Source organism: Frondihabitans sucicola (assembly GCF_030296615.1).
Taxonomy (GTDB): Bacteria; Actinomycetota; Actinomycetes; order Actinomycetales; family Microbacteriaceae; genus Frondihabitans; species Frondihabitans sucicola.
The window spans coordinates 3,658,252-3,680,991 of record NZ_AP027732.1 but is presented as its reverse complement, the minus strand read 5'-3'; the positions used below and the strand labels follow the sequence as shown (position 1 = coordinate 3,680,991).

Sequence of the window (22,740 nt, the reverse complement as noted above, 5' to 3'; positions counted from 1 at the left end):
GGGGTGACCACTAACATGACGACTGTGTCGGACGGGTCGCGAAATCAGGGAGCGGAATCGCGCGCCAAGCTCTCCGACGTGGCAGCGCGGGCCGGGGTGTCGATCGCGACCGTCTCGAAGGTTCTCAACGGTCGCGAGGGGTCTCCCTCGACACGCGCAATCGTGTCTCGGGGATCCTGCGCGAGGAACGCTACAACCGTCGGAACACGACGCAGAGCCCGGCGCGACTGCTCGAGCTCGTCTGCGAGGCGGTCGACAGCCCGTGGATGGTCGAGGTCGTCATCGGCATCGACCGCGTGGCCCGTGAGAACGGAATGAGCCTCGTCGTCACCGGCATGAAAGATCGCCGTGAGCGCGACCCGAGCTGGATCGAGGGCGTGCTGCAGCGGAAACCGGCCGGCGTGATCCTGGTGATCGCCGACATCTCCAAGCTCAACCAGCACCAGCTGCGCAGCCACAACATCCCGTTCGTCATCGTCGATCCGGAGGGCGATCCGGCACCCGACGTGCCGGCCATCGGCTCGGCCAACTGGATGGGCGGCTTTCTGGCGACCCGTCACCTCATCGAACTCGGTCACCGCAGGATCGCGACGCTGGCCGGCCCCTTCGACTTCCTCGCCGCCACCGCGCGCCTGTCCGGCTACCGGGCCGCTCTCGCCGGTGCCGGCATCGCCGAGACGCCCGGATACTCGCCGCACGGCGACTTCAGCCACGAGTCGGGAGCGGCCGAGGCGACCCGTCTGCTCGGGCGCGACGACCGGCCGACGGCCATCTTCGCGGCGAGCGACATGCAGGCTCTCGGCGCTTACGAGGCTGCGCGCACGCTGGGCCTGGCGATCCCCGACGACCTCTCCGTCGTCGGCTACGACGACCTCCAGGTGGCGAAGTGGACCGGCCCGCCGCTGACCACCGTCCGGCAGCCGCTCACCGAGATGGCGGAGGAGGCCACGCGCCTCGTTCTGCGTCTTCGCGCCGAGCCCCAGCTGAAGTCGACGCGGCTGGAACTCGCCACGAGCCTGATCGTGCGAGGCAGCACCGCGAAGGTCGCGGGTTCGTAGCGGTGGCGCGGAACCTCCTGCCGAGACAGTCGTCGCGGATCCTGCTGGTCGATGCCTCGACCGGGTCGACCGAGGTCGTCTTCGAGAGCGCCACGGTGCTCGTCGAGGCCCCGAACTGGACCCCGGACGGCCGGGAGCTCGTCGTCAACGCCGACGGCCTGCTCTGGCGGCTGCCGGTGTCGGGCGGCCGGCTCACTCCTGTGCCGATGCCGGGCGTGCCGGAGATCAACAACGACCACGTCCTCGCCCCGTCGGGCGGGTTCGCCTACGTGAGCGGGAGAGACGGACACCTGTACGAGGTCCCCTGGCCGGCGGCGAGGTGCGCAGGATCACGAGAGACCATCCGGATCGGCCCTACAAGCACTACCTCCACGGTGTCTCGTCCGACGGCAGCACGCTCGCCGTGATCGTCGGATCGGTGCCCACCAGCACCTCGAGCCCCGCCGAGTGGCGGACCGACGTGGCCCTCGTCTCCGTCCTCGACGGAGCGACGACGTTCGTCACCTCCGACGAGCACGCCGACGACGGAGCCGAGTTCTCCTTCGACGACGAGTGGCTCTGGTTCACCACCGAGCGGTTCACGTCGGCGCCGGGTCACGCCCAGCTCGCTCGGGTGAGGCCCGACGGACGGGACCTGGCGCGCGTCGTCGACAGCGACACCGTCGACTGGTTCCCGCACCCGTCGCCCGACGGAGCGGCGCTCGTCTACCTCGCCTACTCGGCGGGCACGCTGGGCCACCCGGAGAACCGCGACGTCGCTCTCCGGATCCTGCGCCTCGACGACGGAGACCCCGACCCGTCGAGCGCACGCGACCTGCTGCGGCTCTTCGGCGGGCAGGGCACGCTGAACGTGGCGGGATGGGCCCCCGACTCGCGCCGCTTCGCCTGCGTCGACTACCCCCTGGCCTGATGCCGGCGATGCGCGGATCGCGGGTGCCTTTCGTGACGGCTCCCGATCCGCGCACCACCGCGCGCATCACGCCTCTTTGACGGCGCCGCCCTTGAGGTAGAGGCGCCGCTCGGCGCGACGGGCCACCGACGAGTCGTGGGTGACCAGAATGAAGGTCAGGCCGCGGTCGCGCCACTGACCCTCCAGCAGCTCCATGATCTCGTCGCGGGTGGTCTCGTCGAGGCTGCCGGTGGGTTCGTCGGCCAGGAGCACCTGCGGCTCCTTGACGAGGGCCCGGGCGATGGCGACGCGCTGTTGCTGGCCGCCGGAGAGCTCGGCCGGCAGGTGGTCGCCGCGCTCGCCGAGCCCGACCGATTCGAGTGCCGCCGCCGCCTTGCTTTTCTGGTCGTCTCGGGGAGCGGCGAGCGGGCGAACGCCGTCTCCACGTTCTCCAGGGCGGTGAGGGTGGGGATGAGGTTGAAGCTCTGGAAGACGAAGCCGATCTCCTGGGCGCGGATGTCGGCCAGCTTCGAATCCCCGAGCGAGGAGACCTGCTTGCCGCCGAGCACCACGGAGCCCGAGGTGGGCTTGTCGAGGGCGCCGAGCATCTGGAGGAGGGTCGACTTCCCGCCGCCGGTGGGACCCTGGATCGCGACCATCTGACCGGTCGGGATCTCGAGACTCACCTTGTTGAGGGCGGTGACGGTGCGTTTCTTCTGGACGTAGGTCTTGGTGACGTCGTCGAGCGTGTACATGGGATCCGTTCGTTCGTGGCGGGTGGGTGGGGAGCGCGGCTACGCCACGCTGCGGAGGGCCTCGGCGGGTCGGAGGCGGGAGGCGCGCCAGCCGCCGATCGCTCCGGCGAGCAGCCCGCCGAGGACGGCGAGGGCCACCGCGATCACGATGATGGTGACGGCGACGGGGGCGTGCAGGCTGACCTCGGTCGCGGTGGACGCGACCCGAGCGCCGAAGCGCGCCGCGGACTCCGCGCCGCCTTCGGGAGCGGTGCCGCCCCCTGCGCCTCCCGGAGCGGCACCGGCGGGAGCGCCCGCACCCGCCGTGGTGGTGGCCGCTCCACCGGACAGGGTCGGTGCGATCAGGTTGATCACGACGATCCCGATGAGACCGACGACCACGCCGGCGACACCGCCGATCAGCCCCTGGACGAACGACTCGCCGGCCACCTGACGGACGATGCGTCCGTTCGACCAGCCGATGGCCTTGAGCGTTCCGAACTCGCGCGTGCGCCGCGTGACACCGGAGACGGTGAACAGGATCGCGATGAGGAAGGCCGCTGCGAGGACGATCAGCGACAGCCAGGTGCCCAGGTTCGAGACGAGGCTCGAGGCCGTCGACAGCGATCCGGAGACGCTCGAGGCCAGGTCGGCCTCGGTGGAGACGGTCGCCTTCGGAAGGGCCTTCTCGAGGGCGGTCTTGACACTCGCCACGTCGTTCGCGGAGTCGGCGCTGACGTAGACGGTGCTGATCTTGCCGGTCAGGCTCGACGCCTTCTGCGCCGTGTCGAGGGGCATGTACAGGTTCGACGCGGTCGTCGACGAGGACGAGGTCGAGGCGACGATGCCGATGATGGAGAAGGTCGTGCTGCCGATCTTCTTCGTGCCGCCCACCTTCAGGCTGTTGGTCTTCGCGTAGGCCTTGTCGACGATCAGCACGTTCTTGCCGGCGTCGGCCGCCGTGAAGGTGCGGCCTGAGCTGAGCGAGACGCTGGTCAGCGGACCGACCGCGTCGGCCGTGACACCGACGCCGGTGACCGTGGTCGAGTCGAAGCTGAACGAGCCACCGCCGAAGCCGCCGCCCTGGCCGCCGGCGGGAGCCTCGGCCGAACCGGAGCCGCCCGTGCCCGTGCCCCCGGTGCCGGTGCCGGTGCCCGTGCCGGATGGCGTCTGCGTGCGGCTCGTCGTCCCCGAGAAGTCGTTGAGCTGCAAGGAGAGCGTCGCGGCCGCCGATTTCACCCCGGTCGTCTTCTTCACCGTGTCGAGTTGACTGGCCGCGAACGTGGCGGTCCCGCGCGCCGCCGTCAAGCTGCTCTGCGAGAGGGCGGTGCTGTTGCCGCTCGTCGATCCGCCGCCGGAGCCGAACGTGAACGTCGGGCGGCCGCCGTTCGTCGTCGCGCTCTGCGTCTGGCTGATCGTGATGTCGGTGCCGACGCCGTAGACCGACTCGAGTACGGTCGACTGCGCTGCCTTCACACCGCCGGCGACCGAGTTGACGATGATGACGAGCGCGATGGCCAGGGCCATGCCTGTCGCGATGATGGCCGTCTGTTTGCGCCGATTGCTGAGCTCGCGGAACAGATAGGTCAAGAACATGGGTCTCCTCTAGTGGGTGCGTGAACGGGAAAGGGGCGAAGGGGGACGGGCGCCGACGGCCCGACAGTGCTGAACCCTAGAAATGACGGCTATGCCCGTGCTCTCGCGACGTTCTCAATCCCCTATGAGGCATTTCCCGGGTTTCCTCATCAGGTCGTCACAGGGGGCTCATAGAAAACGGCAGATACTTGGAAAGGTGACCACTTCAGCTCCCATCACCGCTCCCGCCGCGCCGCGGCTCACCCGCGCCGACGGCTCGCCTCTTCGCGTTCTCGTCGTCGACGACGAGAACAGCCTCACCGATCTCCTCTCCATGGCCCTCCGCTACGAGGGATGGGACGTCAAGGCGGCCGCCGACGGCCAGTCGGCTCTCACCCAGGCGCGTGAGTTCAAGCCCGACGCCATCGTGCTCGACGTGATGCTCCCCGACATCGACGGGCTCCAGGTGCTCGGCCGCCTGCGCTCCGGTGGCGACGACACGCCGATCCTGTTCCTCACCGCCAAGGACGCCGTCGAAGACCGCGTCACGGGTCTCACGGCCGGCGGCGACGACTACGTCACGAAGCCGTTCAGCCTCGAAGAGGTCGTCGCACGCCTCCGCGGCCTCATCCGCCGCTCCGCCGCCCTGGTCTCGGAAGGCGGCGACTCGCGAATCACGGTCGGCGACCTGGTCCTCGACGAGGAGAGCTACGAGGTCAACCGCAACGGCCGCGAGATCGAGCTGACCGCGACCGAGTTCGAGCTGCTGCGCTTCCTCATGCGCAACCCCCGCCGCGTCCTCTCGAAGGCGCAGATCCTCGACCGCGTCTGGAGCTACGACTTCGGTGGCAAATCCAGCGTCGTCGAGATCTACATCTCCTACCTGCGCAAGAAGATCGACGCCGGTGAAGAACCCATGATCCACACCGTCCGCGGCGTGGGATACGTGATCAAGCCCGTCGCATGAGCCAGCACCACCCGGCCGCCGCAGTTCGGGGCTGGGCACGCACCTGGAGCGGTCCTCTGACCCTCCGTCGCCGACTGGTCCTCAGCATCGTCGCGCTCGCGGCCCTGCTCGCGATCGTGATCGGTGCTCTCAGCGTGCTCGTCCTGCAGCGGGTCCTCGAGCAGCAGCTCGACAACCAGGTCCAGTCGAGCCTCGGACGCTTCACGAACCAGCTCGTGCCCAGCGGAATGAGTCTCGGCAACGACGGTGGCCGGGGCCAGCTCACGAACACGATCGAGGTGGCGGCGACGGGCAGCCAGCAGATCCAGCTTCGCGTGAGCGAAGACGGTCCGGAGGTCAGGATCGCCAAGTCCATCGGCGATCGACTCCTGACCATTCCGGCGACCGGTGTCGACGGCACACCCACGACCATCAACCTCGGCGGATCGCTGGGCAGCTATCGCGCGAAGGCCAGCACGCTGAGCATCAACACCGGCACCGGCGTCGCCACCATCCACGTCGTCGTCGCTCTCCCGCGCACGAGCGTCACCGGCCCCGTCGCCAAGCTCATCGCCAGCATCGCGATCATCGCCGCCGCCGGTATCGCGGTCTCGATCTTCTTCGCGCTCCTGACCGTCCAGTACGCGCTGCGCCCTCTGCAGCGCATGGCCGAGACCGCGTCGCGTGTCGCCGAGATGCCGCTCGATCGCGGCGAGGTGGCGCTCGACGCTCGCGTGCCCGAAGAAGACATCGACACCCGCACCGAGGTCGGCCGCGTCGGCGCGGCCATGAACCGCATGCTCGGTCACGTCTCCCACGCGCTCACGGCCCGCCAGCAGTCCGAGAACAAGGTGCGGCAGTTCGTCGCCGACGCCTCGCACGAGCTCCGTACACCGCTCGCCTCCGTGCGCGGCTACGCCGAACTCACCCGACGCATGGGCAAAGACCTTCCCGAAGACGTCGTCTACGCCATGGGCAGGATCGAGTCGGAGTCGGTTCGAATGACCTCCCTCGTCGAAGAGCTGCTTCTGCTCGCGCGGCTCGACGAAGGAACCGACCTCATCAAGAAGGAGGTCGACCTGACGCGGATCGTCCTCGACGCGGTGCACGACACGGGGGTGCAGGACTCGACCCATCAGTTCGAGGTCTCCGTGCCCGAAAAACCCATCACGCTGCTCGGCGACCCGATGCGCCTGCACCAGGTCGTCGCGAACCTGCTGGGCAACACTCGCACGCACACGCCCGACGGCACCGAGGTCTGGGTCACCCTCGAACGCGACGACGAGTCTCACGAGGCGGTGGTGACGGTGTCCGACAACGGGCCAGGGATCGATCCTGCGGTCATGCCCGTCCTGTTCGAACGCTTTGCGCGGGCCGACAGCTCCCGGTCTCGCAAGGCCGGATCCACCGGCCTCGGCCTCGCGATCGTGCAGGCGGTCGTGAACTCCCACGGCGGCACGGTGACCGCGTCGAACGGCGACCCCGGCGCGATCTTCACCGTGCGGCTGCCGCTCGAGCGTGCACCCCAGGGCCAGCCGGTCCCGCTCCCGGCCCCCGAGCCCGTCCCCGCGCAGTAGCCGGGCCGGTGTCGGCGGGCTGCGGCAGGCAAGGGCGCGCCTGCGGCGGCGCGCCCGCACCTGCGGCAGCCCGCCCACGCCGGCGGCGACCGCCGAGTTGCGGGGCAGGGGCTCGTCGCCTACACTGATCGAAGCCCAAGACCGCTGGTTGTCGGCGTGCGCTCGCAAGAGCATCACACCGGCCGAAGGTTCTCTTCCGAGAGACGTCCCGCGCAGGTGTGTGAAGCCAGTTCTGCAAAGACAAGCTCCGTGCATCCGCGCGGAGCTTTTTCGTGCAGAGGTCCCGGGGGCTACCGGCACCACACACGTTAGGAGCGACATGGCGAACAAGGAAGCTTCGGTCGCCGAGCTCACGGACTCGTTCCGCGACTCGACCGCCGTCCTGCTCACCGAGTACCGCGGGCTCACCGTTGCACAGCTCAAGCAGCTGCGCACCGGTATCAAGGAGCACGCCACCTACGCCGTCGTGAAGAACACGCTCACCAAGATCGCGGCGAACAACGCCGGCATCAGCTCCTTCGATGCCGAGCTCGTTGGCCCTTCCGCTATCGCTTTCGTCCACGGAGACCCTGTCGCCGTTGCCAAGAGCCTGCGTGACTTCGCCAAGGCGAACCCTCAGCTCGTGGTGAAGGGCGGTTACTTCGACGGTAACCCCCTGACCGCGTCCGAGGTCAACCAGCTCGCCGATCTCGAGTCGCGGGAGGTGCTGCTGGGCAAGCTGGCCGGCGCCTTCAAGGCCTCGCTGTTCGGTGCGGCTTACCTCTTCCAGGCGCCGCTGTCCAAGACCGTTCGCACGGTCGAGGCACTGCGCGAGAAGCAGGAATCCGCAGCGTAAGTAGCTGCAGTATTCGCATCACCACCATTTTTTCAGCTAGACAACAAGGAGAAACAACATGGCAAAGCTCAGCCAGGACGACCTGATCGAGGCTTTCAAGGAGCTCACGCTCATCGAGCTCAGCGACTTCGTCAAGAAGTTCGAAGAGGTCTTCGAGGTCACCGCTGCGGCCCCCGTCGCCGCTGCCGGTGCCGCCGGCCCCGCCGCTCCGGCCGAAGAGGTCGAGGAGAAGGACTCGTTCGACGTCGTCCTCGAGGCCGCCGGTGACAAGAAGATCCAGGTCATCAAGGAGGTCCGCGCGCTCACGAGCCTCGGTCTCGGCGAGGCCAAGGCCGTCGTCGACGGCGCCCCCGGCGTCGTCATCGAGGGTGCGAACAAGGAAGCCGCCGAGAAGGCCAAGGCTCAGCTCGAGGCCGCCGGCGCCACGGTGACCCTCAAGTAGTCCAAGCCACACCACGAAGAAGCCCCCGGCCGTCTGGTCGGGGGCTTCTTCTGTTCCACGCGGGAGCTCTCTGCCGCTCAGTCCTCGTCGGCCAACCCCAACTGCGCCGCTCGCGCGATCGCCTCGCGCCGATTCGTCGCCGACAGCTTGCGGTAGATGCTGCGCACGTGGCTCTTGACCGTGTTGACGGAGATGAACAGCTCACCGCCGATCTGGCTGAGGGTCGCTCCGGTGGCCAGGTGCCGCACGATCACGAGCTCCCGCTCGCTGAGCGGGTCGGCCAGCGGGTGCGTCTCGGTGCGCGGCGTCACGTGCATGCGCTCGATGAGGGCCGCGACGACGGCGGGCTGCGTGCGGTCCGCCGCGCGCGCCAGCAACCGCTCCAGGACCTCGGTCGGCAGCATCCTGAACGGCCAGCTCACCCCGTTGATCGCCGCGACGAGGAGCGCTCGGTCGAAGGCGATCGACGAGGCGACCAGATCGCCGAGATCCTGGTGCGCTGCTGCCTCGACGGCGTAGATCTGCGCCATCGACCGCGTCGAGTGCAGGTCGGCGAGGTCGAGGCACTCGGCCAGGGCGTCCAGGGCCGCCTGCGGGTCGCCGAGCGTGAACGAGGCCAGAGCCAGGATGCGACTCGGGCAGGGGGCATGGTGCTGCCCGGGGTCGATGGCCAGGATCGCGCGGCGGGACTGCTCGACCTCGCCGAGGTTCCTCATCGACTCGGCGCGCAGGATCCGGGTCTCCCGATCGAGGACGAGCTGCCCGCTGAAGCCCGCGAGCAGACGCGTGACGCGCCCGAGCAGGTCGAGCGCTTCGATCCAGGCCCCGGTCGCATGCTTGCCCAGGGCCTCGGAGTAGAGGGCGTGCGCCTCCCAGTCGCTGTTCCGGGTCGCGATCCGGACGTCCCGGAGCGTCGTGTCGACGTCCGCCCCGCCGCTCTCCCGCTCGATCAGGAGGAGGTAGCGCGTGATCTGCGTGAGCGCCGCGAAGGTGGACCGGAGGAGGTCGGTGCCCTCGGCGTGCTGGACGGCGAGGTCGACCTGGCGTTCGGCCCCGGCGAAGTCGCCGAGTTGGAGTGACACGTAGGCGAGCGCTGAGTGGCACTCGACGCGCTCGGCGGGGAGAGGTGTTCGTCGGCGAGCCCCTCGGCGAGCGACAGGGCGAAGAGGGCCTGGTCGAACTCGCCGAGGTGGATGCGGACGAGCCCGAGCTGCAGCGAGAACGACGCGCTGAGGTCGATCCTGCCGCCGACGTCGTCGGAGAGGTCCTGCTCGAGGAGGCTGCGAACCGCCTCGAGGTGCTCGCGCGCCTTCACCTGGTCGCCGAGCGTCCTGAGCGTCGTCGCGAGCTGGATCAGATAGCCGGCGCGGATGTCGAGCGGCGTCTGGGGGTCGGCTCGGATGCTCTTGTCGACGGCCCGGAGCCACGGCAGGGCTGCGCTGCGGCTCGTCGATCCGATCGACCGGTGGCTGGCCGCCACGGCCAGCAGGATCCGCGGCCGGTGGCTCCATTCCGATTCCGGAACGCTGCGGACGGCGTCGCGAAGCCGCGCACCCTGGATGGGTGCGATCTGCGGCCACATGGTCTCGATGGTGTCGAGAAGCGAACGATGGTCGAGTTCTAGTGCCGTCGAGTTTTCGGGGTCGACAGTCGTGTCATTTCGGGATTTCACGCTTTTACCTCTGCCGCATCGGGTAGTTCCCCGGTCGGGACGGGGAATGCGGACCACCACATCATAAACTGAGATTTCTTCTTCATCCCGCCTTTTCCGAAGTCGACCACAACTGGGGGCACGCTCGCGGGCCTACAGTGAAGCCGTGAGCAGGATGGATCAGGTGGCCTCCGGCGGGGGCATGCGAGGTGGCGGCGGTGGTCGCGGCGGGCGGGTGTCGGCAGCCGATGCCCGAGCCCAGAAGGCCGCCAACGCGAACGCCCCGAAGATCCCCGATCTGGTCGACCGCATCAAGAGCCTGTTCTCCCCGCACAAGACCGCGCTCGTCATCACCGTGATCCTCGTGCTCGTGGGTGCGGCCATCAGCGTCCTGCCGCCTCTGCTCACCCAGCAGGCCTTCGACAAAGGGCTGTTCCCGAAGGGCGGCCCGAACGTTCCCGTCCTCTACCGGCTCGTCGGTGCGATGGTGGGTCTCTGGATCCTGTCGGCCGCGATCGGCGTCTGGCAGACCTACCTGACCGCGACGGTCGGCAACAAGGTGATGGGTGCGCTCCGCATCAGACTCTTCGGCCACCTGCAGCGCATGGAGCTCTCGTTCTTCACCCGCACCAAGACGGGCGTGATCCAGTCGCGCCTGCAGAACGACGTCGGAGGTGTCGCCAGCGTCCTCAGCAACACCATCTCGAGCGTGCTCGGCAACACCGTCACGGTGATCGCCGCCTTCGTGGCCATGCTGCTGCTGAGCTGGCAGATGACAGTGGTCGCCGTGATCCTGCTTCCGATCCTCGTGATCGCGCAGCGCAAGGTCGGTCAGGTCCGAGCCCGCATCGCGACCCTGACGCAGGAGTCGCTGAGCGACATGACCGCGATCACGCAGGAGACGCTGAGCGTGTCGGGGATCCTGCTCGCGAAGAGCTTCAACCAGCAGCGCACGGAGATCGAGCGGTACGCGTCCGAGAACCGCACCCAGATCGGCCTGCAGGTGCGTCAGCAGATGAGCGGCCAGTGGTTCTTCGCCACGGTGCAGATCTTCCTGTCGATCATCCCGGCCGCCATCTACGTCGTGGCGGCGTACCTGATCCAGGGCGGGATCCCGATCACGGCCGGAACGATCGTCGCCTTCACGACAGTCCAGGCCCGGCTCACGTTCCCCCTGATGGCGCTCCTGCGCGTCGCGCTCGACATCCAGACGTCGGGCGCGCTGTTCGCCCGCATCTTCGAGTACCTCGACCTGCACCCGGCGATCCGCGACCCGAAGGAGCCTCAGACGATGAACCACAGTGCCCTCGGCCGCGTCGAGTTCGACGACGTCTCGTTCGCCTACCCGGACGCCGAGCCCGGGGCGAAGACTCTCGACGGGCTCACCTTCGACATCGAACCGGGGCAGTTCGCCGCTTTCGTCGGTCCGTCCGGGGCCGGGAAGACGACCGTGTCGTACCTCATCCCGCGGTTCTACGAGGTGTCGGGCGGGAGCGTTCGTTTCGCAGGCGTCGACGTGCGGAAGATCGGCCAGGAGGATCTCGTCGCCAACATCGGGATCGTGAGTCAAGAGACCTACCTCTTCCACGCCACGATCGGTGACAACCTGCGGTATGCCCGGCCCGACGCCACGCAGGCGCAGATCGAGGACGCCGCTCGGCAGGCCAACATCCACGAGACGATCGCCTCGTTCCCTCTGGGGTACGACACCGTGGTGGGCGAGCGCGGCTATCGTCTCTCCGGTGGTGAGAAGCAGCGGATCGCCATCGCTCGCGTGCTGCTGAAAGATCCGGCCGTCCTCGTGCTCGACGAGGCCACGAGCGCGCTCGACTCCGTCTCCGAGCGCATCGTCCAGACCGCCCTCGACACGGCTGCCCGCGGCCGCACCACGATCTCGATCGCGCACCGGCTCTCGACCGTGCGCGGCGCCGACGTGATCTTCGTCGTCAAGGCGGGCAGGATCGTCGAACGCGGCACCCACGACGAGCTCGTCGCCCTGGGTGGCCTCTACACGGAGCTCTACGAGCAGCAGGCCGCCGTAGCGAGCTGAGGCGCCTCTCGGGGTACGTGCTGCTGTCCGATTTTCGACCCCTGGTGCACGAGTGACCCGTGTGGTAATTGTTGACTCTGGGACGGTGAGTTCCCCTCACTGACAGCGTCCCGCGGGAGCACGCGCGTGAGCCAGGAATCCTCCGACGTCGTCACCTCGGTCCCGAAGCGAAGATTTCGGTGGCGGGCGTTCCTCGGTCGAGGCAGCCTCGACATCCAGTCGAAGCTCCTCGTCATGCTCCTCGCCGTGAGCATCCTCGCCACGCTGGTGATCGGCGCCATCGGCTACGTGAACGGTCGTAATTCCCTGCAGGACGCCGCGTTCCAGCAGGTCACGAACCTCCGGGAGTCGCGCACCTCCGAACTCAAGCGCACGCTTCAGGGCATCGAGCAGGCCGTGGTCCTCGACAGCCGGAACCAGAGCGCCATCGAATCGACCGCGGCCTTCACGAAGGGGTTCGACGCCCTCCAGGGCACGCCGGTGTCGGCCGACGAGACGACGGCGCTGTCGAAGTACTACTCCGACTCGTTCGCTCCCGCGCTCGAGAAGCAGAGCGGCGAGACGACCGACCCGAAGCTCTTCGAACCGACGACCAACCCGCAGGCCTACCTGCAGACCCACTACACGGTGCCGTACAACGGCGACTACGACGAGGCGATCAAGACCGACGATGCCGGTGACGGAAGCGCCTGGTCGGCCGCCCACGCGAAGTTCCACGACTACTACCGGGAGCTCGTGTACCAGCTGGGCTACGAGGACGTCCTGCTGCTCGACACCAAGGGCAACGTCGTCTACTCGGCCTACTCGGGCGTCGACCTCGGCACCAACGTCACCACCGGCCCCTACTCGAAGTCGAATCTGGCGACCGTCTACAACGAGTCGCTGCGCTCCAACTCGGTCGATTCCGCGCAGGTGGCCGATTACGCGGCCTACCAGCCCTCGCTCGATGCCCCGACGGCGTGGGTCGCGTCGCCCGTCGGCTCCGGGTCGAGCGTTCTCGGCGTCCTGGCCGTCCAGATTCCGAGCGCGACGATCGACGACGTCATGACGGGCAACCAGGGCTGGAAGGGCGACGGACTCGGAGACACGGGCGAGTCGTACATCGCCGGCCCCGACAAGCTCATGCGGTCGACGTCCCGCGAGCTGATCCAGCATCCCAAGCAGTTCGAGAAGGACGCCGTCGCGGCCGGGACGTCGACGGCCACAGCGAAACGCGAGGTCGCGACGAAGAGCAGCATCCTGCTGCAGACGGTCAACACGACGGCGGTCGATCGCGGGTTGAAGGGACAGAAGGGGACAGCCGTCGACACCGACTACCTCGGGCATCAGGCCCTTGTCGCGTACGCGCCACTCGGCCTCAACGGTCTCAACTACGTGGTGGTCGCCAAGGTCGACGCCTCCGAGGCCTTCGCGCCGGTGGACGTCTTCACGCGCAATCTCTTCCTGTCGATGGCGGCGATCATCGTCGTGGTCACCCTCCTGTCGCTCCTGCTCGCCCAAGTCTTCGTGAGACCGGTGCGAAAACTGCAGACGGCCGTCAACCGGGTCAGTGCCGGCGAGATCGGGGTGGAGGTCGAGACCCGTTCGGGTGACGAGTTCGGCGACCTCGGCAACTCGTTCAACGACATGAACCGAAGCCTCAAGCTGAAGCAGGATCTCCTCGACGAGCAGAAGGCGGAGAACGACCGTCTGCTGCTCACCCTGATGCCGGCCGAGGTGGCGCGTCGCTACAAGGAGGGCGAGGAGACGATCGCCGAGGACCACACCGACGTCTCGGTCTCGTTCGCCGACGTGGTCGGATTCGACGAGTTCGCCAGGACGAAGGCGTCGGGTGAGTCGCTGCTCCTGCTGAACGGCCTCTGGAAGTCGTTCGACGACGCCGCGGCGCGGCTCGGCGTCGAGAAGGTGCGGTCGACGCAGCGGGGGTATCTCGCGAGCTGCGGCATGACGGTGCCCCGGGTCGACAACGCTCGCCGGATCGTCGACTTCACTCTCGAGCAGCAGGCGATCGTCGAGCGCTTCAACGGCGTGAACGGCACCAAACTGTCGCTCCGGGCCGGCATCGACTCCGGTGTCGTGACCAGCGGCCTGATCGGCCGGAGCAGCATGGTCTACGACATGTGGGGCGACGCCGTCAGCCTCGCCTACCGGGTGCAGGGCACCGGGCGCGTGCCCGGCATCTACGCGACGCAGCGTGTCGTCGACAAGCTCGGCGACACGGTCCCCTTCACGGAGGCCGGTTCGGTCGACACGCAGTCCGGTTCGCAGCAGGTGTTCCTGATCGGCGGTGAGTGAGCGTGCTGACCCTCTGGCAGCAGCCCTGGTTCTGGCCCGCCGTGGCGGTGGTCGTCGGTCTGCCGGTGATCCTGATCGTCCTGACCGAGGTCGGGTCGAATCTCGAGCGCCGCGGCAACCCCGGGTACAAGCTCGTGCGTCTCGCCCGAAACTTCGTCGTGCCGAGCGCGGCCGTCGCAGTCCTGCTCGCCGAGGTCACCAAGTCGGTCGGATCCGCCGACTTCACCTGGGCGAAGCTGTTCACGACGTTGTTCGGGTTCTTGGCCATCCTGTTCATCCTGAACGCCTTCAATCTGGCCCTGTTCACGAACGCCGAGTCCGGATCCTGGCGCGAGCGCCTCCCGTCGATCTTCGTCGACATCGCGCGAATCATCATGATCGCCATCGGACTCGCCATCCTGTTCCAGGTCGTCTGGGGCACCGACGTGGGTGGCTTGTTCACCGCGCTCGGCGTCACGTCGATCGTGCTGGGGCTCGCGCTTCAGGGTGCCATCGGCAGCGTGGTGTCCGGTCTGCTGCTGCTCTTCGAGCAGCCGTTCCGCCTCGGCGACTTCCTCGAGGCGGGCGGCACCCGCGGCCGAGTCATCGAGGTCAACTGGCGCGCGGTCCACATCGACACCGGCAACGGCGTTCAGATCATCCCGAACGCGTCCCTGGCAGGATCCTCGTTCACGAATCTCAGCCGCGGAGACGGCGGCTACACGGTCACGACGAAGGTCGGCTTCACCACCGACGATCCACCGGCCGAGGTCGTCGCCCTCTTGGTCGGCGTGGCGCGCGGGCTCCCCGGGATCCTGCCGAACACGCAGCCGGTCGCCGTTCCCGTGGGCGGCGCCGACTTCGAGCTGTCCTTCGAGGTGCGCGGTCCGGCAGCGGAAGGCGACGCCCTCGCGGTCTTCCGCGGTCGGCTCTGGTACGCCGCGCGGCGCGCGAACCTCGGGCTCGACGGCGACACCACCGACGCGTTCGTGACCCCGGAGCGCACCGCCGACGCCGTCCGCGAGATCGCTCCGCTGCTGCACCTGGCCGGCGACGACGCGGCCGCCCTGGAGCCCGTCGTGCGACTGCAGCGGTTCGCAGCGGGGGAGACCATCCTCGACGTCGGAGTCGTCCCGACCTCCATCCTGTTCGTTCTCCGCGGCGTCGTGAATCTCGCCATCCCCTTGGCCGACGGAGGGCTGCTGCCGGTGGCGCGGGTCGAGGCCGGCGACTACCTCGGCCAGACGGCCCTCACCCGCGAAGCTCTGATCACGTCGTCGATCGCCCTGACGGAAGTCGCCGTCCTGAGGGTTCCGGTCGAGAGCCTCGACGGTCTGGTGCGCGCACGACCCCGCCTCGCCCGGGAGTTCGGCGAGGTGATCGAGCGACGGCGTCAGCAGGTCAGCGAGACGGTCGCGGCGGCCCCGGAGCTCGCGGCCACGACGGTCCTCCCCGGCCTGACCCCGTAGCACCGTCAGGGGCGGTCGATACACTCGCGGGGTGAAGTACGCAGGCTCTGTCGTCGATCTCGTCGGCAACACCCCACTCGTCAAACTCAATCGCGTCACCGAGGGCATCAGCGCGACCGTCCTGGTGAAGGTCGAGTACCTGAACCCCGGAGGGTCGAGCAAAGACCGCATCGCCACCCGGATCATCGACGCGGCAGAACGCGAGGGCCTCCTGAAACCCGGGGGCACCATCGTCGAGCCGACCAGTGGCAACACCGGTGTCGGGCTCGCGCTCGTCGCCCAGCAACGGGGCTACCGCTGCGTGTTCGTCCTGCCCGACAAGGTCGGCGAAGACAAACGGAACGTCCTCACCGCCTACGGCGCCGAGATCGTCGTCACGCCGACGGCTGTCGCTCCCGAGAGCCCGGAGTCGTACTACAGCGTCTCCGACCGCCTCGTCCGCGAGATCCCTGGTGCCTTCAAGCCCAACCAGTACGAGAACCCGAACGGTCCCCTGAGCCACTACGAGACCACGGGGCCCGAGATCTGGCGCGACACGGAGGGGCGGATCACGCACTTCGTCGCCGGGGTCGGCACCGGCGGCACGATCAGCGGCACCGGGCGCTATCTCAAAGAGGTCTCCGAGGGGCGCGTGCAGAACATCGGAGCCGACCCGGAGGGCAGCGTCTACTCCGGTGGCAGCGGCCGCCCGTATCTCGTCGAGGGAGTGGGTGAAGACTTCTGGCCCGGAGCCTACGACGGCAGCGTCGTCGACCGGATCATCGCGGTGTCCGACGCCCGCTCGTTCGAGCTGACCAGGCGCCTCGCCCGCGAGGAGGGCCTGCTCGTCGGAGGTTCGAGCGGCATGGCCGTCGCGGCAGCCCTCGACGTCGCCCGTGAACTCGGTCCCGACGACGTGGTCGTGGTCCTGCTCCCCGACAGCGGCCGCGGCTATCTCGGCAAGATCTTCAACGACCGCTGGATGCGCTCGTACGGTTTCAGCGAGGTCGGCGACGAGCAGACGGTGTCCGACCTGATCGCCTCCAAGAACGGTTCGCTGCCCGATCTCGTGCACGCGCACCCGTCCGACACGGTGCGCGACGTCGTGCAGATCATGGCCAGGTACGGCGTCTCCCAGATGCCGGTGCTGTCGGCCGAGCCTCCCGTCGTCATGGGCGAGGTCGTCGGTGCCGTCGAGGAGAAGACCCTCCTCGAGCAGGTGTTCTCCGGGGCCGCCCTGATGACCGACGCGATCGAGAAGTTCACCGGGGCTCCGCTCGATCTGATCGGGCTCAACGAATCGGTCTCACAGGCGCGCCGCTCCCTCGAGAAGAACGACGCCCTGCTCGTGACCTCCGACGGAAAGCCCGCCGCCGTCCTGACTCGGCACGATCTCCTCGCGTTCCTGTCGGAATGATCGCCTCCTCCCCTGAATTGAGCTTCACGTGACCCACAACTTCGAGACCCGCGCCATCCACGACGGACAAGCGTTCGATCCCACCACCGGCGCGGTCGTCCCGCCGATCTACCAGACGTCGACCTTCGTGCAAGACGGCATCGGCGGTTTCCGTGGCGGCTACGAGTACGGCCGCTCGGCCAACCCGACGCGCGACTCCCTCCAGACCGTGCTGGCCAGCCTCGAGGGCGGCTCCGCGGCCTTCAGCTTCGCGTCCGGGCTCGCGGCCGAAGACGCCCTCCTCCGGGCGGTCCTGACTCCCGGATCGCGCGTGATCATGGGCAACGACGTCTACGGCGGCACCCACCGCCTGGTCAGCCGCGTCTGGGGCCCGTGGGGAGTGGCCCTCGAGACCGTCGACATGAGCGACCTCGACGCCGTCCGGGCTGCGGCTCGCCCTGGCGAGACCACCGTCCTCTGGGTCGAGACTCCGTCGAATCCCCTCATGAAGATCAGTGACATCGCTGCGCTGGCCGAAATCGGCCACGCGGCAGGGGCGCTCGTCGTGGTCGACAACACCTTCGCGTCGCCGTACGTGCAGCAGCCGATCGCCCTGGGGGCAGACGTCGTCGTGCACTCGACCACCAAGTACCTCGGCGGCCACTCCGACACCCTCGGGGGCGCGCTCGTCGTGAACGATGACGCCCTGGCCGAGAAGGTCGGCTTCGTGCAGTTCGGAGTCGGAGCCGTGTCGGCGCCCATGGAGGCCTGGCTCACCGTGCGAGGCATCAAGACCCTGGGAGTCCGGATCGATCGACACTCCGAGAACGCCCAGGCGATCGCGGAGGCCGTCGTCTCGCATCCGGCCGTCGAAGACGTCTACTACCCGGGTCTGCCGAGCCATCCGGGGCACGAGCTGGCTGCTCGGCAGATGAGGCGCTTCGGCGGGATGCTCTCCGTCGCGGTTCGAGGAGGCGGTGCCGCGGCGCGCCTGTTCGCCGAGTCGACCGAGGTCTTCCAACTCGCCGAATCGCTCGGCGGTGTCGAGTCGCTGATCGGCTACCCCTCCGAGATGACCCACGCCTCCGTTCGAGGCACGGAACTCGAGGTTCCCGACACGATCGTGCGCCTGTCCGTCGGCATCGAGTCGATCGACGACCTGCTCGCGGACGTCGTTCAGGCCTTGGATCGCGTGCACGGGGCGTGATATCCGGAACATCGGATCATCTCGCGCTCGAAGTGGGTTGATTTTCCAGGCCTAACGAGTACCGTGTGAGAAATATCGGGTATTGAAGCCCTGGTAGTTCTGAGCTATTCTTGCAGTGTCATATTTTACATTGCAGGAGAAGTTCATGAGCGTCCTCACGCGACCCGACGTCACCACGGCTCACCCCACCTTTCGCAGCGGCGATTCAGCTACCTCCGGGGTCAAACGCGCCATCGATCTGCTGGGCTCCGGCCTCGGGCTGATCCTGCTCCTTCCTCTTCTGGTCGTCGTCGCCCTCCTCGTCGCCGTGACGAGCCGGGGAGGTGCGCTGTACCGACAGACCCGCGTCGGTCTCGACGGCCAGACGTTCTCGATGGTCAAGTTCCGCACGATGCGCTCCGACTCCGAAGATCACCTGGCCCGCCTCAAAGAAGGAGCTGAGCGTGACGGGCCGCTGTTCAAGTTGGTCGACGATCCGCGGATCACGCCCGTCGGGCGCATTCTGCGGCGCTTCTCCATCGATGAGCTGCCTCAGCTCTGGAACGTCCTGCGGGGCGACATGAGCCTCGTGGGTCCGCGCCCTGCACTGCCGTGCGAGGTCGACGAATACTGCCCGCGTGCGCTCCGGCGACTCGAGGCGACCCCGGGTATGACGGGCGCCTGGCAGGTCGGCGGTCGCAGCACCCTGGGCTGGCAGGCCGGCCTCGACCTCGACCTGCACTACGTCCAGCACTGGAGCCTCCGCTACGACGCCGTCCTTCTGGTCAAGACCGTGCGCGCTGTCATCACTCCGATCGGGGCCTACTGATGCGCTCCGCGATCACGGGAGAACGGCGCACTGCTTCCCGGCAGCGTCGCCGTCGAGGTCGGCGATTCCGGGCCGCGGGCATCGCTCTCGGCGTGGTGGTGCTGCTCATCGGCGGAATCGTCGGGGGCGGCGCCCTCCTGCTGCACAACATCGTCGGGCGCAATCTCACGACGCTTCCGGCCGCCGACGTCTTCCCTGCTGAGAAGGGCCGACCGGCTCCATCCACCGGCGCGAAGAACATCCTTCTGCTCGGCTCCGACTCCCGTCAGAAGACCGCCGACCACGACCTCGAGAGTGCCGGGTCGCAGCGGGCCGACACGATGATGCTGGTGCACGTCGCCGCCGATCGCAGTCACGTCTCGGTCATGTCGGTCATGCGCGACCTGTACGTGCCCGTGCCCGGTCACGGCACGGCCAAGATCAACTCGTCACTCGCTTGGGGCGGCACCCCTTGGCGATCCAGACCCTCGAAGACCTCCTCGGCGCCCGGATCGATCACGTGGCAATCATCGACTTCGCAGGGCTGTCAGACATGACCACGATGCTCGGCGGCGTCACCGTCGACAACCCGCAGGCGTTCACGGCCTCGCGCGGCAGCGACCGCTTCTTTCCGGCCGGGTCCATCACTCTCGAGGGAGAACGAGCCCTCACCTTCGTCCGTGAGCGCTACGCCTTCCCCACGGGCGACTACCAGCGCGTCGCCAACCAGCAACTCCTTCTCAAGGGCATCCTCAGTCGCCTCCTCAGCCGCGACGTCCTCGCCGATCCTCGCGCGCTGGCCGACTTCTCGTCCGCGACGTCGAAGAACCTCACCGTCGACTCGAAGCTCACGTCAACGGCGATGGCGTCGCTCGCTTACAGCCTGCGGGGCGTCGACCTGTCGAACATCTCGTTCTTCACGATGCCGACAGGCGGCACTGCGACCATCGATGGTCAATCGATCGTGAAGCTCGATCCGTCCGCCACGGACAGGCTGCGCACCGCACTCACGACCGACCGGCTCGCCGCCTTCGAGAAGACCCTGCCCTAGGGTTTGTGTCTCCCACGTGGCCTCCGGCGAAGTGAGAGACACTCCCTAGTCCCACCAGGCCGGGAGCAGCAGCAGGATGTTGTCGACCAGGGTCTTCCGGCTCGCCCGCTTTCCGGTGAGCCAGTTCTCGATGACACCCACGAGCCCGTGGGCGACGAAGCCCGCCGCGAGGGGCTTCGACAGACCCTCGGGGAGATCACTCGTCGCGTACAGCTCGAAGTGCGTGCGCGACGACTCCTCGAAGTGCCGGGCGAGCACGCGGTGCGTCGAGGCGTCCAGCGGATCGGGCAGGGCCAACCGGTAGATGTCGCGGTACTTCACGATGTGATCGACGACTCGCTCCATGCCCTTGCGAGTCACCTCGGCCGGAGACGCGGCCCCCGCGTCTCGAGCAGCGAAATCATCGGCCCGGATGCTGTCGAGCTCCGGAGTGAGGACGTCGGTGAGCAGTGCCCCGGGCGACGTGGCGTGGCTGTAGAACGTCGCGCGGTTGATTCCGGCGGCGCGCGTGACGTCGGCGACCGTGATCGACGACACGGGCGAAGTCGAAGCCAGCTCGACGATCGCCGTGTGAAGCGCCTTCGTCGTCTGGACGATGCGTGCGTCGACCATACTTCCTCCTGTTGCCTGATTCGTCCCCCGAGCCTAGACCGCCCGAGTCGTCTCACGGCGCAGCTGCGGGATGGCCCCTTGCGGAGGCCCCCGGCGCCGACACTAGGCTGGTTATGCGACGACCGTCGAGTTGTCGCGAATCCCTCTTTCCCCTCCCACCTGCTCCGATCACGAGCAGGGGGTCCTTCTCGTGCGCCGCGCCGCACGCCCGCGCAGGCGGGTCCTCAGCAAAGGAATTCCGTGACCATCGTCGTGCACCCGGGTGACTCTCTCACCCGGCGCCAACGCCTCGTCTACGTCGTCGTCCTCGGAGCGCTGACCGCTCTCGGTCCGGCGACCATCGACCTCTACCTGCCCGCCTTCCCCTCGCTCGAAGGCGATTTCGGCGTGAGCACCGGAGTGATCCAGCTCACGCTGACGGCGACGACGATCGGATTCGCGCTCGGGCAGCTCCTGGTCGGTCCCTGGAGCGACAAGGTCGGCCGCCGGGTGCCGTTGATCGTGGCCAGCACCGTCCATGTCTGCGCCAGCGTCGGCGCGGCGACCGCGCCGAGCATCGAGATCCTCGGACTCTTCCGCGTCTTGCAGGGCATGGGGGCCGCGGCCGGGGGTGTCGTGGCGATGGCCCTGGTACGCGACCTCTTCGGCGGCAAGCCCCTCGTGAAGATGCTGTCGCGACTGGCCCTGGTGAACGGCCTCGCGCCGATCCTGGCTCCCGTCATCGGATCACAGCTCCTCCGCTTCACCAGCTGGCGCGGCATCTTCGTGTTCCTGGCGGCCTACGGCATCTTCGTGGTGCTCGCCGCCGTCTTCTTCATCGTCGAGACCCTTCCGAGGGAGCGTCGAGCCGCATCGGGCCACTCGACCCTCGGCCAGCGCTATCGGGTGCTGTTCGGCGACCGCATCTTCGTCGGCGTCGCCGTGATCGGGGCGATGGTCTTCTCGGGGCTCTTCGCCTACCTCTCGTCGTCGTCGTTCCTCTTCCAGCAGGTCTACGGAATGAGCGCGCAGCAGTACGGGCTCCTCTTCGCCGTCAACTCGCTCGGCATCGTGATCGGGGTCCAGGTGTCGTCGCGACTCGCGCAGCGCTACGGCCCGCAGTGGATCCTGGCCGGATCGACCAGCGTCATGATCTGCGCTGCGGCGGTGATCGTGCTGCTCGACACACTGCAGCTCGGGCTGGTCGGCGTGCTGGTGCCGCTGTGGTTCTTCATCGCTTCCTGCGGCTTCTCGTTCCCGCAGGTGCAGGTTCTGGCCCTCGCCAACCACGGGAAGGAGGCGGGGACGGCGGCGTCGCTGCTGGGCGCGCTCAACTTCGGCCTCGCCGGGCTCATCTCGCCGGTGGTGGGCTTCATCGGGGTGAGCACGGCCGCTCCGATGGGGGCGGTGATGATCTGCACGACCGCCGTCGCGATCCTGAGCCTGTGGCTCCTGGTCCGGCCGAAGAGCGTTCCCGCGCTCGGGCACTGACTCCGGTCGCAGGATGCTCGCTGCCGGTACCGTGGGCGAATGACGCCACGCCCACTCGGCTCCGATGAACGTCGGCTCGCCGGACGGGTGCAGCGGCGCTGGCCTCTCGTGAGCGCGGTCGGCGCTCTCGGCCTCGCTCTGCTGCTCGGTGCCGTCATCGCCGGCCGAGGCGGCCGCCTGTCGATCGACACGGAGTGGATGGCCGAGCTCGTCGAGCACCGCGCTCCGTTCTGGCAGGTGCCGGCCCTGGTCATGAACTTCGTCGGCGGGGGCTGGTTCGGGGTGTTCGCCGTACCCGTCGGGATCGGCGTCGCGCTGCTGCTGGCCCGGAAGCCGTGGGCGACGCTGTACTTCGTCGCGGCGTCCGTCGCGAGCGCGGGAGTGGTGCAACTGCTGAAGCAGCTCTTCGGGCGGGCCCGGCCGGAGGACATCCTGGTGGTCAGCGACTACGGGTCGTTCCCGTCGGGACACGTGGCGAACGCGGCGACCATCGCGGTGGCGCTGGGCGTGATCCTGCGCCGTTCGTGGGTGTGGGCCGCCGGAGTCGTGTACACCCTGCTCATGATCGCCAGCCGCACGTACCTCGGTGCGCATTGGCTGACCGACACGCTCGGCGGCGTCCTCGTCGGAGCGGGGGTGGCGGTCGTGCTGTGGGCTCCGTTCGCCCTGCGCCTCCTGGCCGAACGACATCAGCGAGAAAATCTCACGCAGGCGGCGCGCGACTCCTAGGGTGAAGAC

Annotated in this window: 23 protein-coding genes and 1 pseudogene; 18 read left to right on the top strand and 6 right to left on the bottom strand. The window is 68.2% G+C overall.

The window, feature by feature from the left end:
• Nucleotides 1-15: 15 nt before the first annotated feature.
• From QUE79_RS25870 to QUE79_RS18840, 4 genes are read left to right on the top strand one after another with little or no spacing between them, the layout of a single operon-like run.
• Complete coding sequence (locus QUE79_RS25870; RefSeq protein WP_350271588.1) at nt 16-318, top strand: LacI family DNA-binding transcriptional regulator; 303 nt, start codon at nt 16-18, stop codon at nt 316-318.
• Nucleotides 267-1,058 (top strand): substrate-binding domain-containing protein, encoded by a 792-nt coding sequence (locus QUE79_RS18850; protein ID WP_286344401.1) that lies wholly within the window; start codon nt 267-269, stop codon nt 1,056-1,058. Before QUE79_RS25870 ends, QUE79_RS18850 begins: the two co-directional genes overlap by 52 nt.
• Before the next feature lie 2 nt (nt 1,059-1,060).
• Entirely contained in the window at nt 1,061-1,465 is a 405-nt protein-coding gene (locus QUE79_RS18845; RefSeq protein WP_286344400.1) for a TolB-like translocation protein, read from the top strand.
• Nucleotides 1,466-1,476: 11 nt separating this feature from the next.
• Nucleotides 1,477-1,968 carry a TolB family protein gene (locus QUE79_RS18840; RefSeq protein WP_286344399.1) on the top strand — a complete coding sequence of 164 codons (492 nt, stop codon included), beginning with the start codon at nt 1,477-1,479 and terminating at the stop codon, nt 1,966-1,968.
• 66 nt (nt 1,969-2,034) lie between these two features.
• Here the strand turns inward: QUE79_RS18840 and QUE79_RS25865 are convergent, their stop codons facing one another.
• The 3 genes and pseudogenes from QUE79_RS25865 to QUE79_RS18830 all read right to left on the bottom strand — a co-directional run bounded on the left by QUE79_RS25865 (nt 2,035) and on the right by QUE79_RS18830 (nt 4,277).
• Nucleotides 2,035-2,163 carry a hypothetical protein gene (locus tag QUE79_RS25865; RefSeq protein ID WP_350271750.1) on the bottom strand — a complete coding sequence of 43 codons (129 nt, stop codon included), beginning with the start codon at nt 2,161-2,163 and terminating at the stop codon, nt 2,035-2,037.
• 93 nt (nt 2,164-2,256) lie between these two features.
• Nucleotides 2,257-2,606: pseudogene (locus QUE79_RS25860) on the bottom strand (ABC transporter ATP-binding protein); the annotation flags it as partial.
• A 135-nt stretch (nt 2,607-2,741) separates the two neighbouring features.
• Nucleotides 2,742-4,277: an ABC transporter permease gene (locus QUE79_RS18830; RefSeq protein ID WP_286344398.1), complete on the bottom strand. Its 1,536-nt coding sequence runs from the start codon at nt 4,275-4,277 to the stop codon at nt 2,742-2,744.
• Nucleotides 4,278-4,461: 184 nt separating this feature from the next.
• Here QUE79_RS18830 and QUE79_RS18825 point away from each other — a divergent pair, with 184 nt between their 5' ends.
• From QUE79_RS18825 to rplL, 4 genes are all read left to right on the top strand, one after another.
• Nucleotides 4,462-5,223 carry a response regulator transcription factor gene (locus QUE79_RS18825; protein ID WP_286346773.1) on the top strand — a complete coding sequence of 254 codons (762 nt, stop codon included), beginning with the start codon at nt 4,462-4,464 and terminating at the stop codon, nt 5,221-5,223.
• On the top strand, nt 5,220-6,779 hold the full coding sequence (locus QUE79_RS18820; RefSeq protein ID WP_286344397.1) for a sensor histidine kinase: 1,560 nt from the start codon (nt 5,220-5,222) through the stop codon (nt 6,777-6,779). The genes QUE79_RS18825 and QUE79_RS18820 overlap by 4 nt, the downstream gene beginning before the upstream one ends.
• 319 nt (nt 6,780-7,098) lie before the next feature.
• The gene (gene rplJ, locus QUE79_RS18815) at nt 7,099-7,614 is read left to right on the top strand and encodes a 50S ribosomal protein L10 (RefSeq protein ID WP_286344396.1); all 516 of its coding nucleotides are present in this window, start codon (nt 7,099-7,101) and stop codon (nt 7,612-7,614) included.
• 58 nt (nt 7,615-7,672) lie between these two features.
• Nucleotides 7,673-8,056, top strand: coding sequence for a 50S ribosomal protein L7/L12 (rplL, locus tag QUE79_RS18810; protein WP_286344395.1), 384 nt, complete (start codon nt 7,673-7,675; stop codon nt 8,054-8,056).
• A gap of 77 nt (nt 8,057-8,133) precedes the next feature.
• On the opposite strand, the gene QUE79_RS18805 is transcribed toward rplL, so the two are convergent.
• Nucleotides 8,134-8,373 carry a helix-turn-helix domain-containing protein gene (locus tag QUE79_RS18805; protein WP_286346772.1) on the bottom strand — a complete coding sequence of 80 codons (240 nt, stop codon included), beginning with the start codon at nt 8,371-8,373 and terminating at the stop codon, nt 8,134-8,136.
• A 632-nt stretch (nt 8,374-9,005) separates the two neighbouring features.
• Nucleotides 9,006-9,638 carry a hypothetical protein gene (locus QUE79_RS18800; protein WP_286344394.1) on the bottom strand — a complete coding sequence of 211 codons (633 nt, stop codon included), beginning with the start codon at nt 9,636-9,638 and terminating at the stop codon, nt 9,006-9,008.
• A 244-nt stretch (nt 9,639-9,882) separates the two neighbouring features.
• On the opposite strand from QUE79_RS18800, the gene QUE79_RS18795 reads away from it, so the two are divergent.
• From QUE79_RS18795 to QUE79_RS26355, 8 genes are all read left to right on the top strand, one after another.
• Nucleotides 9,883-11,757, top strand: a complete 1,875-nt coding sequence (locus QUE79_RS18795; RefSeq protein WP_286346771.1) for an ABC transporter ATP-binding protein — start codon at nt 9,883-9,885, stop codon at nt 11,755-11,757.
• A 126-nt stretch (nt 11,758-11,883) separates the two neighbouring features.
• Nucleotides 11,884-14,052, top strand: coding sequence for an adenylate/guanylate cyclase domain-containing protein (locus QUE79_RS18790; protein WP_286344393.1), 2,169 nt, complete (start codon nt 11,884-11,886; stop codon nt 14,050-14,052).
• Nucleotides 14,049-15,500, top strand: coding sequence for a mechanosensitive ion channel domain-containing protein (locus QUE79_RS18785; RefSeq protein ID WP_286344392.1), 1,452 nt, complete (start codon nt 14,049-14,051; stop codon nt 15,498-15,500). The genes QUE79_RS18790 and QUE79_RS18785 overlap by 4 nt, the downstream gene beginning before the upstream one ends.
• 31 nt (nt 15,501-15,531) lie before the next feature.
• Nucleotides 15,532-16,896: a cystathionine beta-synthase gene (locus QUE79_RS18780; RefSeq protein ID WP_286344391.1), complete on the top strand. Its 1,365-nt coding sequence runs from the start codon at nt 15,532-15,534 to the stop codon at nt 16,894-16,896.
• Nucleotides 16,897-16,924: 28 nt separating this feature from the next.
• Nucleotides 16,925-18,082, top strand: coding sequence for a cystathionine gamma-synthase (locus QUE79_RS18775; protein WP_286344390.1), 1,158 nt, complete (start codon nt 16,925-16,927; stop codon nt 18,080-18,082).
• 145 nt (nt 18,083-18,227) lie between these two features.
• On the top strand, nt 18,228-18,890 hold the full coding sequence (locus QUE79_RS18770; protein WP_286344389.1) for a sugar transferase: 663 nt from the start codon (nt 18,228-18,230) through the stop codon (nt 18,888-18,890).
• Nucleotides 18,890-19,426 carry an LCP family protein gene (locus QUE79_RS26360; protein ID WP_286344388.1) on the top strand — a complete coding sequence of 179 codons (537 nt, stop codon included), beginning with the start codon at nt 18,890-18,892 and terminating at the stop codon, nt 19,424-19,426. Before QUE79_RS18770 ends, QUE79_RS26360 begins: the two co-directional genes overlap by 1 nt.
• The gene (locus QUE79_RS26355; protein WP_491018482.1) at nt 19,390-19,920 is read left to right on the top strand and encodes an LCP family protein; all 531 of its coding nucleotides are present in this window, start codon (nt 19,390-19,392) and stop codon (nt 19,918-19,920) included. Before QUE79_RS26360 ends, QUE79_RS26355 begins: the two co-directional genes overlap by 37 nt.
• Before the next feature lie 45 nt (nt 19,921-19,965).
• On the opposite strand, the gene QUE79_RS18755 is transcribed toward QUE79_RS26355, so the two are convergent.
• Entirely contained in the window at nt 19,966-20,532 is a 567-nt protein-coding gene (locus QUE79_RS18755) for a TetR/AcrR family transcriptional regulator (protein ID WP_286344386.1), read from the bottom strand.
• Nucleotides 20,533-20,772: 240 nt separating this feature from the next.
• Here QUE79_RS18755 and QUE79_RS18750 point away from each other — a divergent pair, with 240 nt between their 5' ends.
• On the top strand, nt 20,773-22,002 hold the full coding sequence (locus QUE79_RS18750; protein WP_286344385.1) for a multidrug effflux MFS transporter: 1,230 nt from the start codon (nt 20,773-20,775) through the stop codon (nt 22,000-22,002).
• 39 nt (nt 22,003-22,041) lie between these two features.
• Nucleotides 22,042-22,731, top strand: a complete 690-nt coding sequence (locus tag QUE79_RS18745; RefSeq protein WP_286344384.1) for a phosphatase PAP2 family protein — start codon at nt 22,042-22,044, stop codon at nt 22,729-22,731.
• Nucleotides 22,732-22,740: the final 9 nt, after the last annotated feature.

Excerpts from the sequence above, each read along its gene's own strand:
- QUE79_RS18820 (WP_286344397.1), top strand. The coding sequence starts at position 5,220 with ATGAGCCAGCACCACCCGGCCGCCGCAGTTCGGGGCTGGGCACGCACC.
- rplJ (WP_286344396.1), top strand. The coding sequence starts at position 7,099 with ATGGCGAACAAGGAAGCTTCGGTCGCCGAGCTCACGGACTCGTTCCGC.
- QUE79_RS18755 (WP_286344386.1), bottom strand. The coding sequence starts at position 20,532 with ATGGTCGACGCACGCATCGTCCAGACGACGAAGGCGCTTCACACGGCG.
- QUE79_RS25870 (WP_350271588.1), top strand. The coding sequence starts at position 16 with ATGACGACTGTGTCGGACGGGTCGCGAAATCAGGGAGCGGAATCGCGC.
- QUE79_RS18795 (WP_286346771.1), top strand. The coding sequence starts at position 9,883 with ATGGATCAGGTGGCCTCCGGCGGGGGCATGCGAGGTGGCGGCGGTGGT.
- QUE79_RS26360 (WP_286344388.1), top strand. The coding sequence starts at position 18,890 with ATGCGCTCCGCGATCACGGGAGAACGGCGCACTGCTTCCCGGCAGCGT.
- QUE79_RS18830 (WP_286344398.1), bottom strand. The coding sequence starts at position 4,277 with ATGTTCTTGACCTATCTGTTCCGCGAGCTCAGCAATCGGCGCAAACAG.
- QUE79_RS18800 (WP_286344394.1), bottom strand. The coding sequence starts at position 9,638 with ATGTGGCCGCAGATCGCACCCATCCAGGGTGCGCGGCTTCGCGACGCC.
- QUE79_RS18805 (WP_286346772.1), bottom strand. The coding sequence starts at position 8,373 with ATGCACGTGACGCCGCGCACCGAGACGCACCCGCTGGCCGACCCGCTC.
- rplL (WP_286344395.1), top strand. The coding sequence starts at position 7,673 with ATGGCAAAGCTCAGCCAGGACGACCTGATCGAGGCTTTCAAGGAGCTC.
- QUE79_RS25865 (WP_350271750.1), bottom strand. The coding sequence starts at position 2,163 with ATGGAGCTGCTGGAGGGTCAGTGGCGCGACCGCGGCCTGACCTTCATT.
- QUE79_RS18850 (WP_286344401.1), top strand. The coding sequence starts at position 267 with ATGGTCGAGGTCGTCATCGGCATCGACCGCGTGGCCCGTGAGAACGGA.
- QUE79_RS18745 (WP_286344384.1), top strand. The coding sequence starts at position 22,042 with ATGACGCCACGCCCACTCGGCTCCGATGAACGTCGGCTCGCCGGACGG.
- QUE79_RS18770 (WP_286344389.1), top strand. The coding sequence starts at position 18,228 with ATGAGCGTCCTCACGCGACCCGACGTCACCACGGCTCACCCCACCTTT.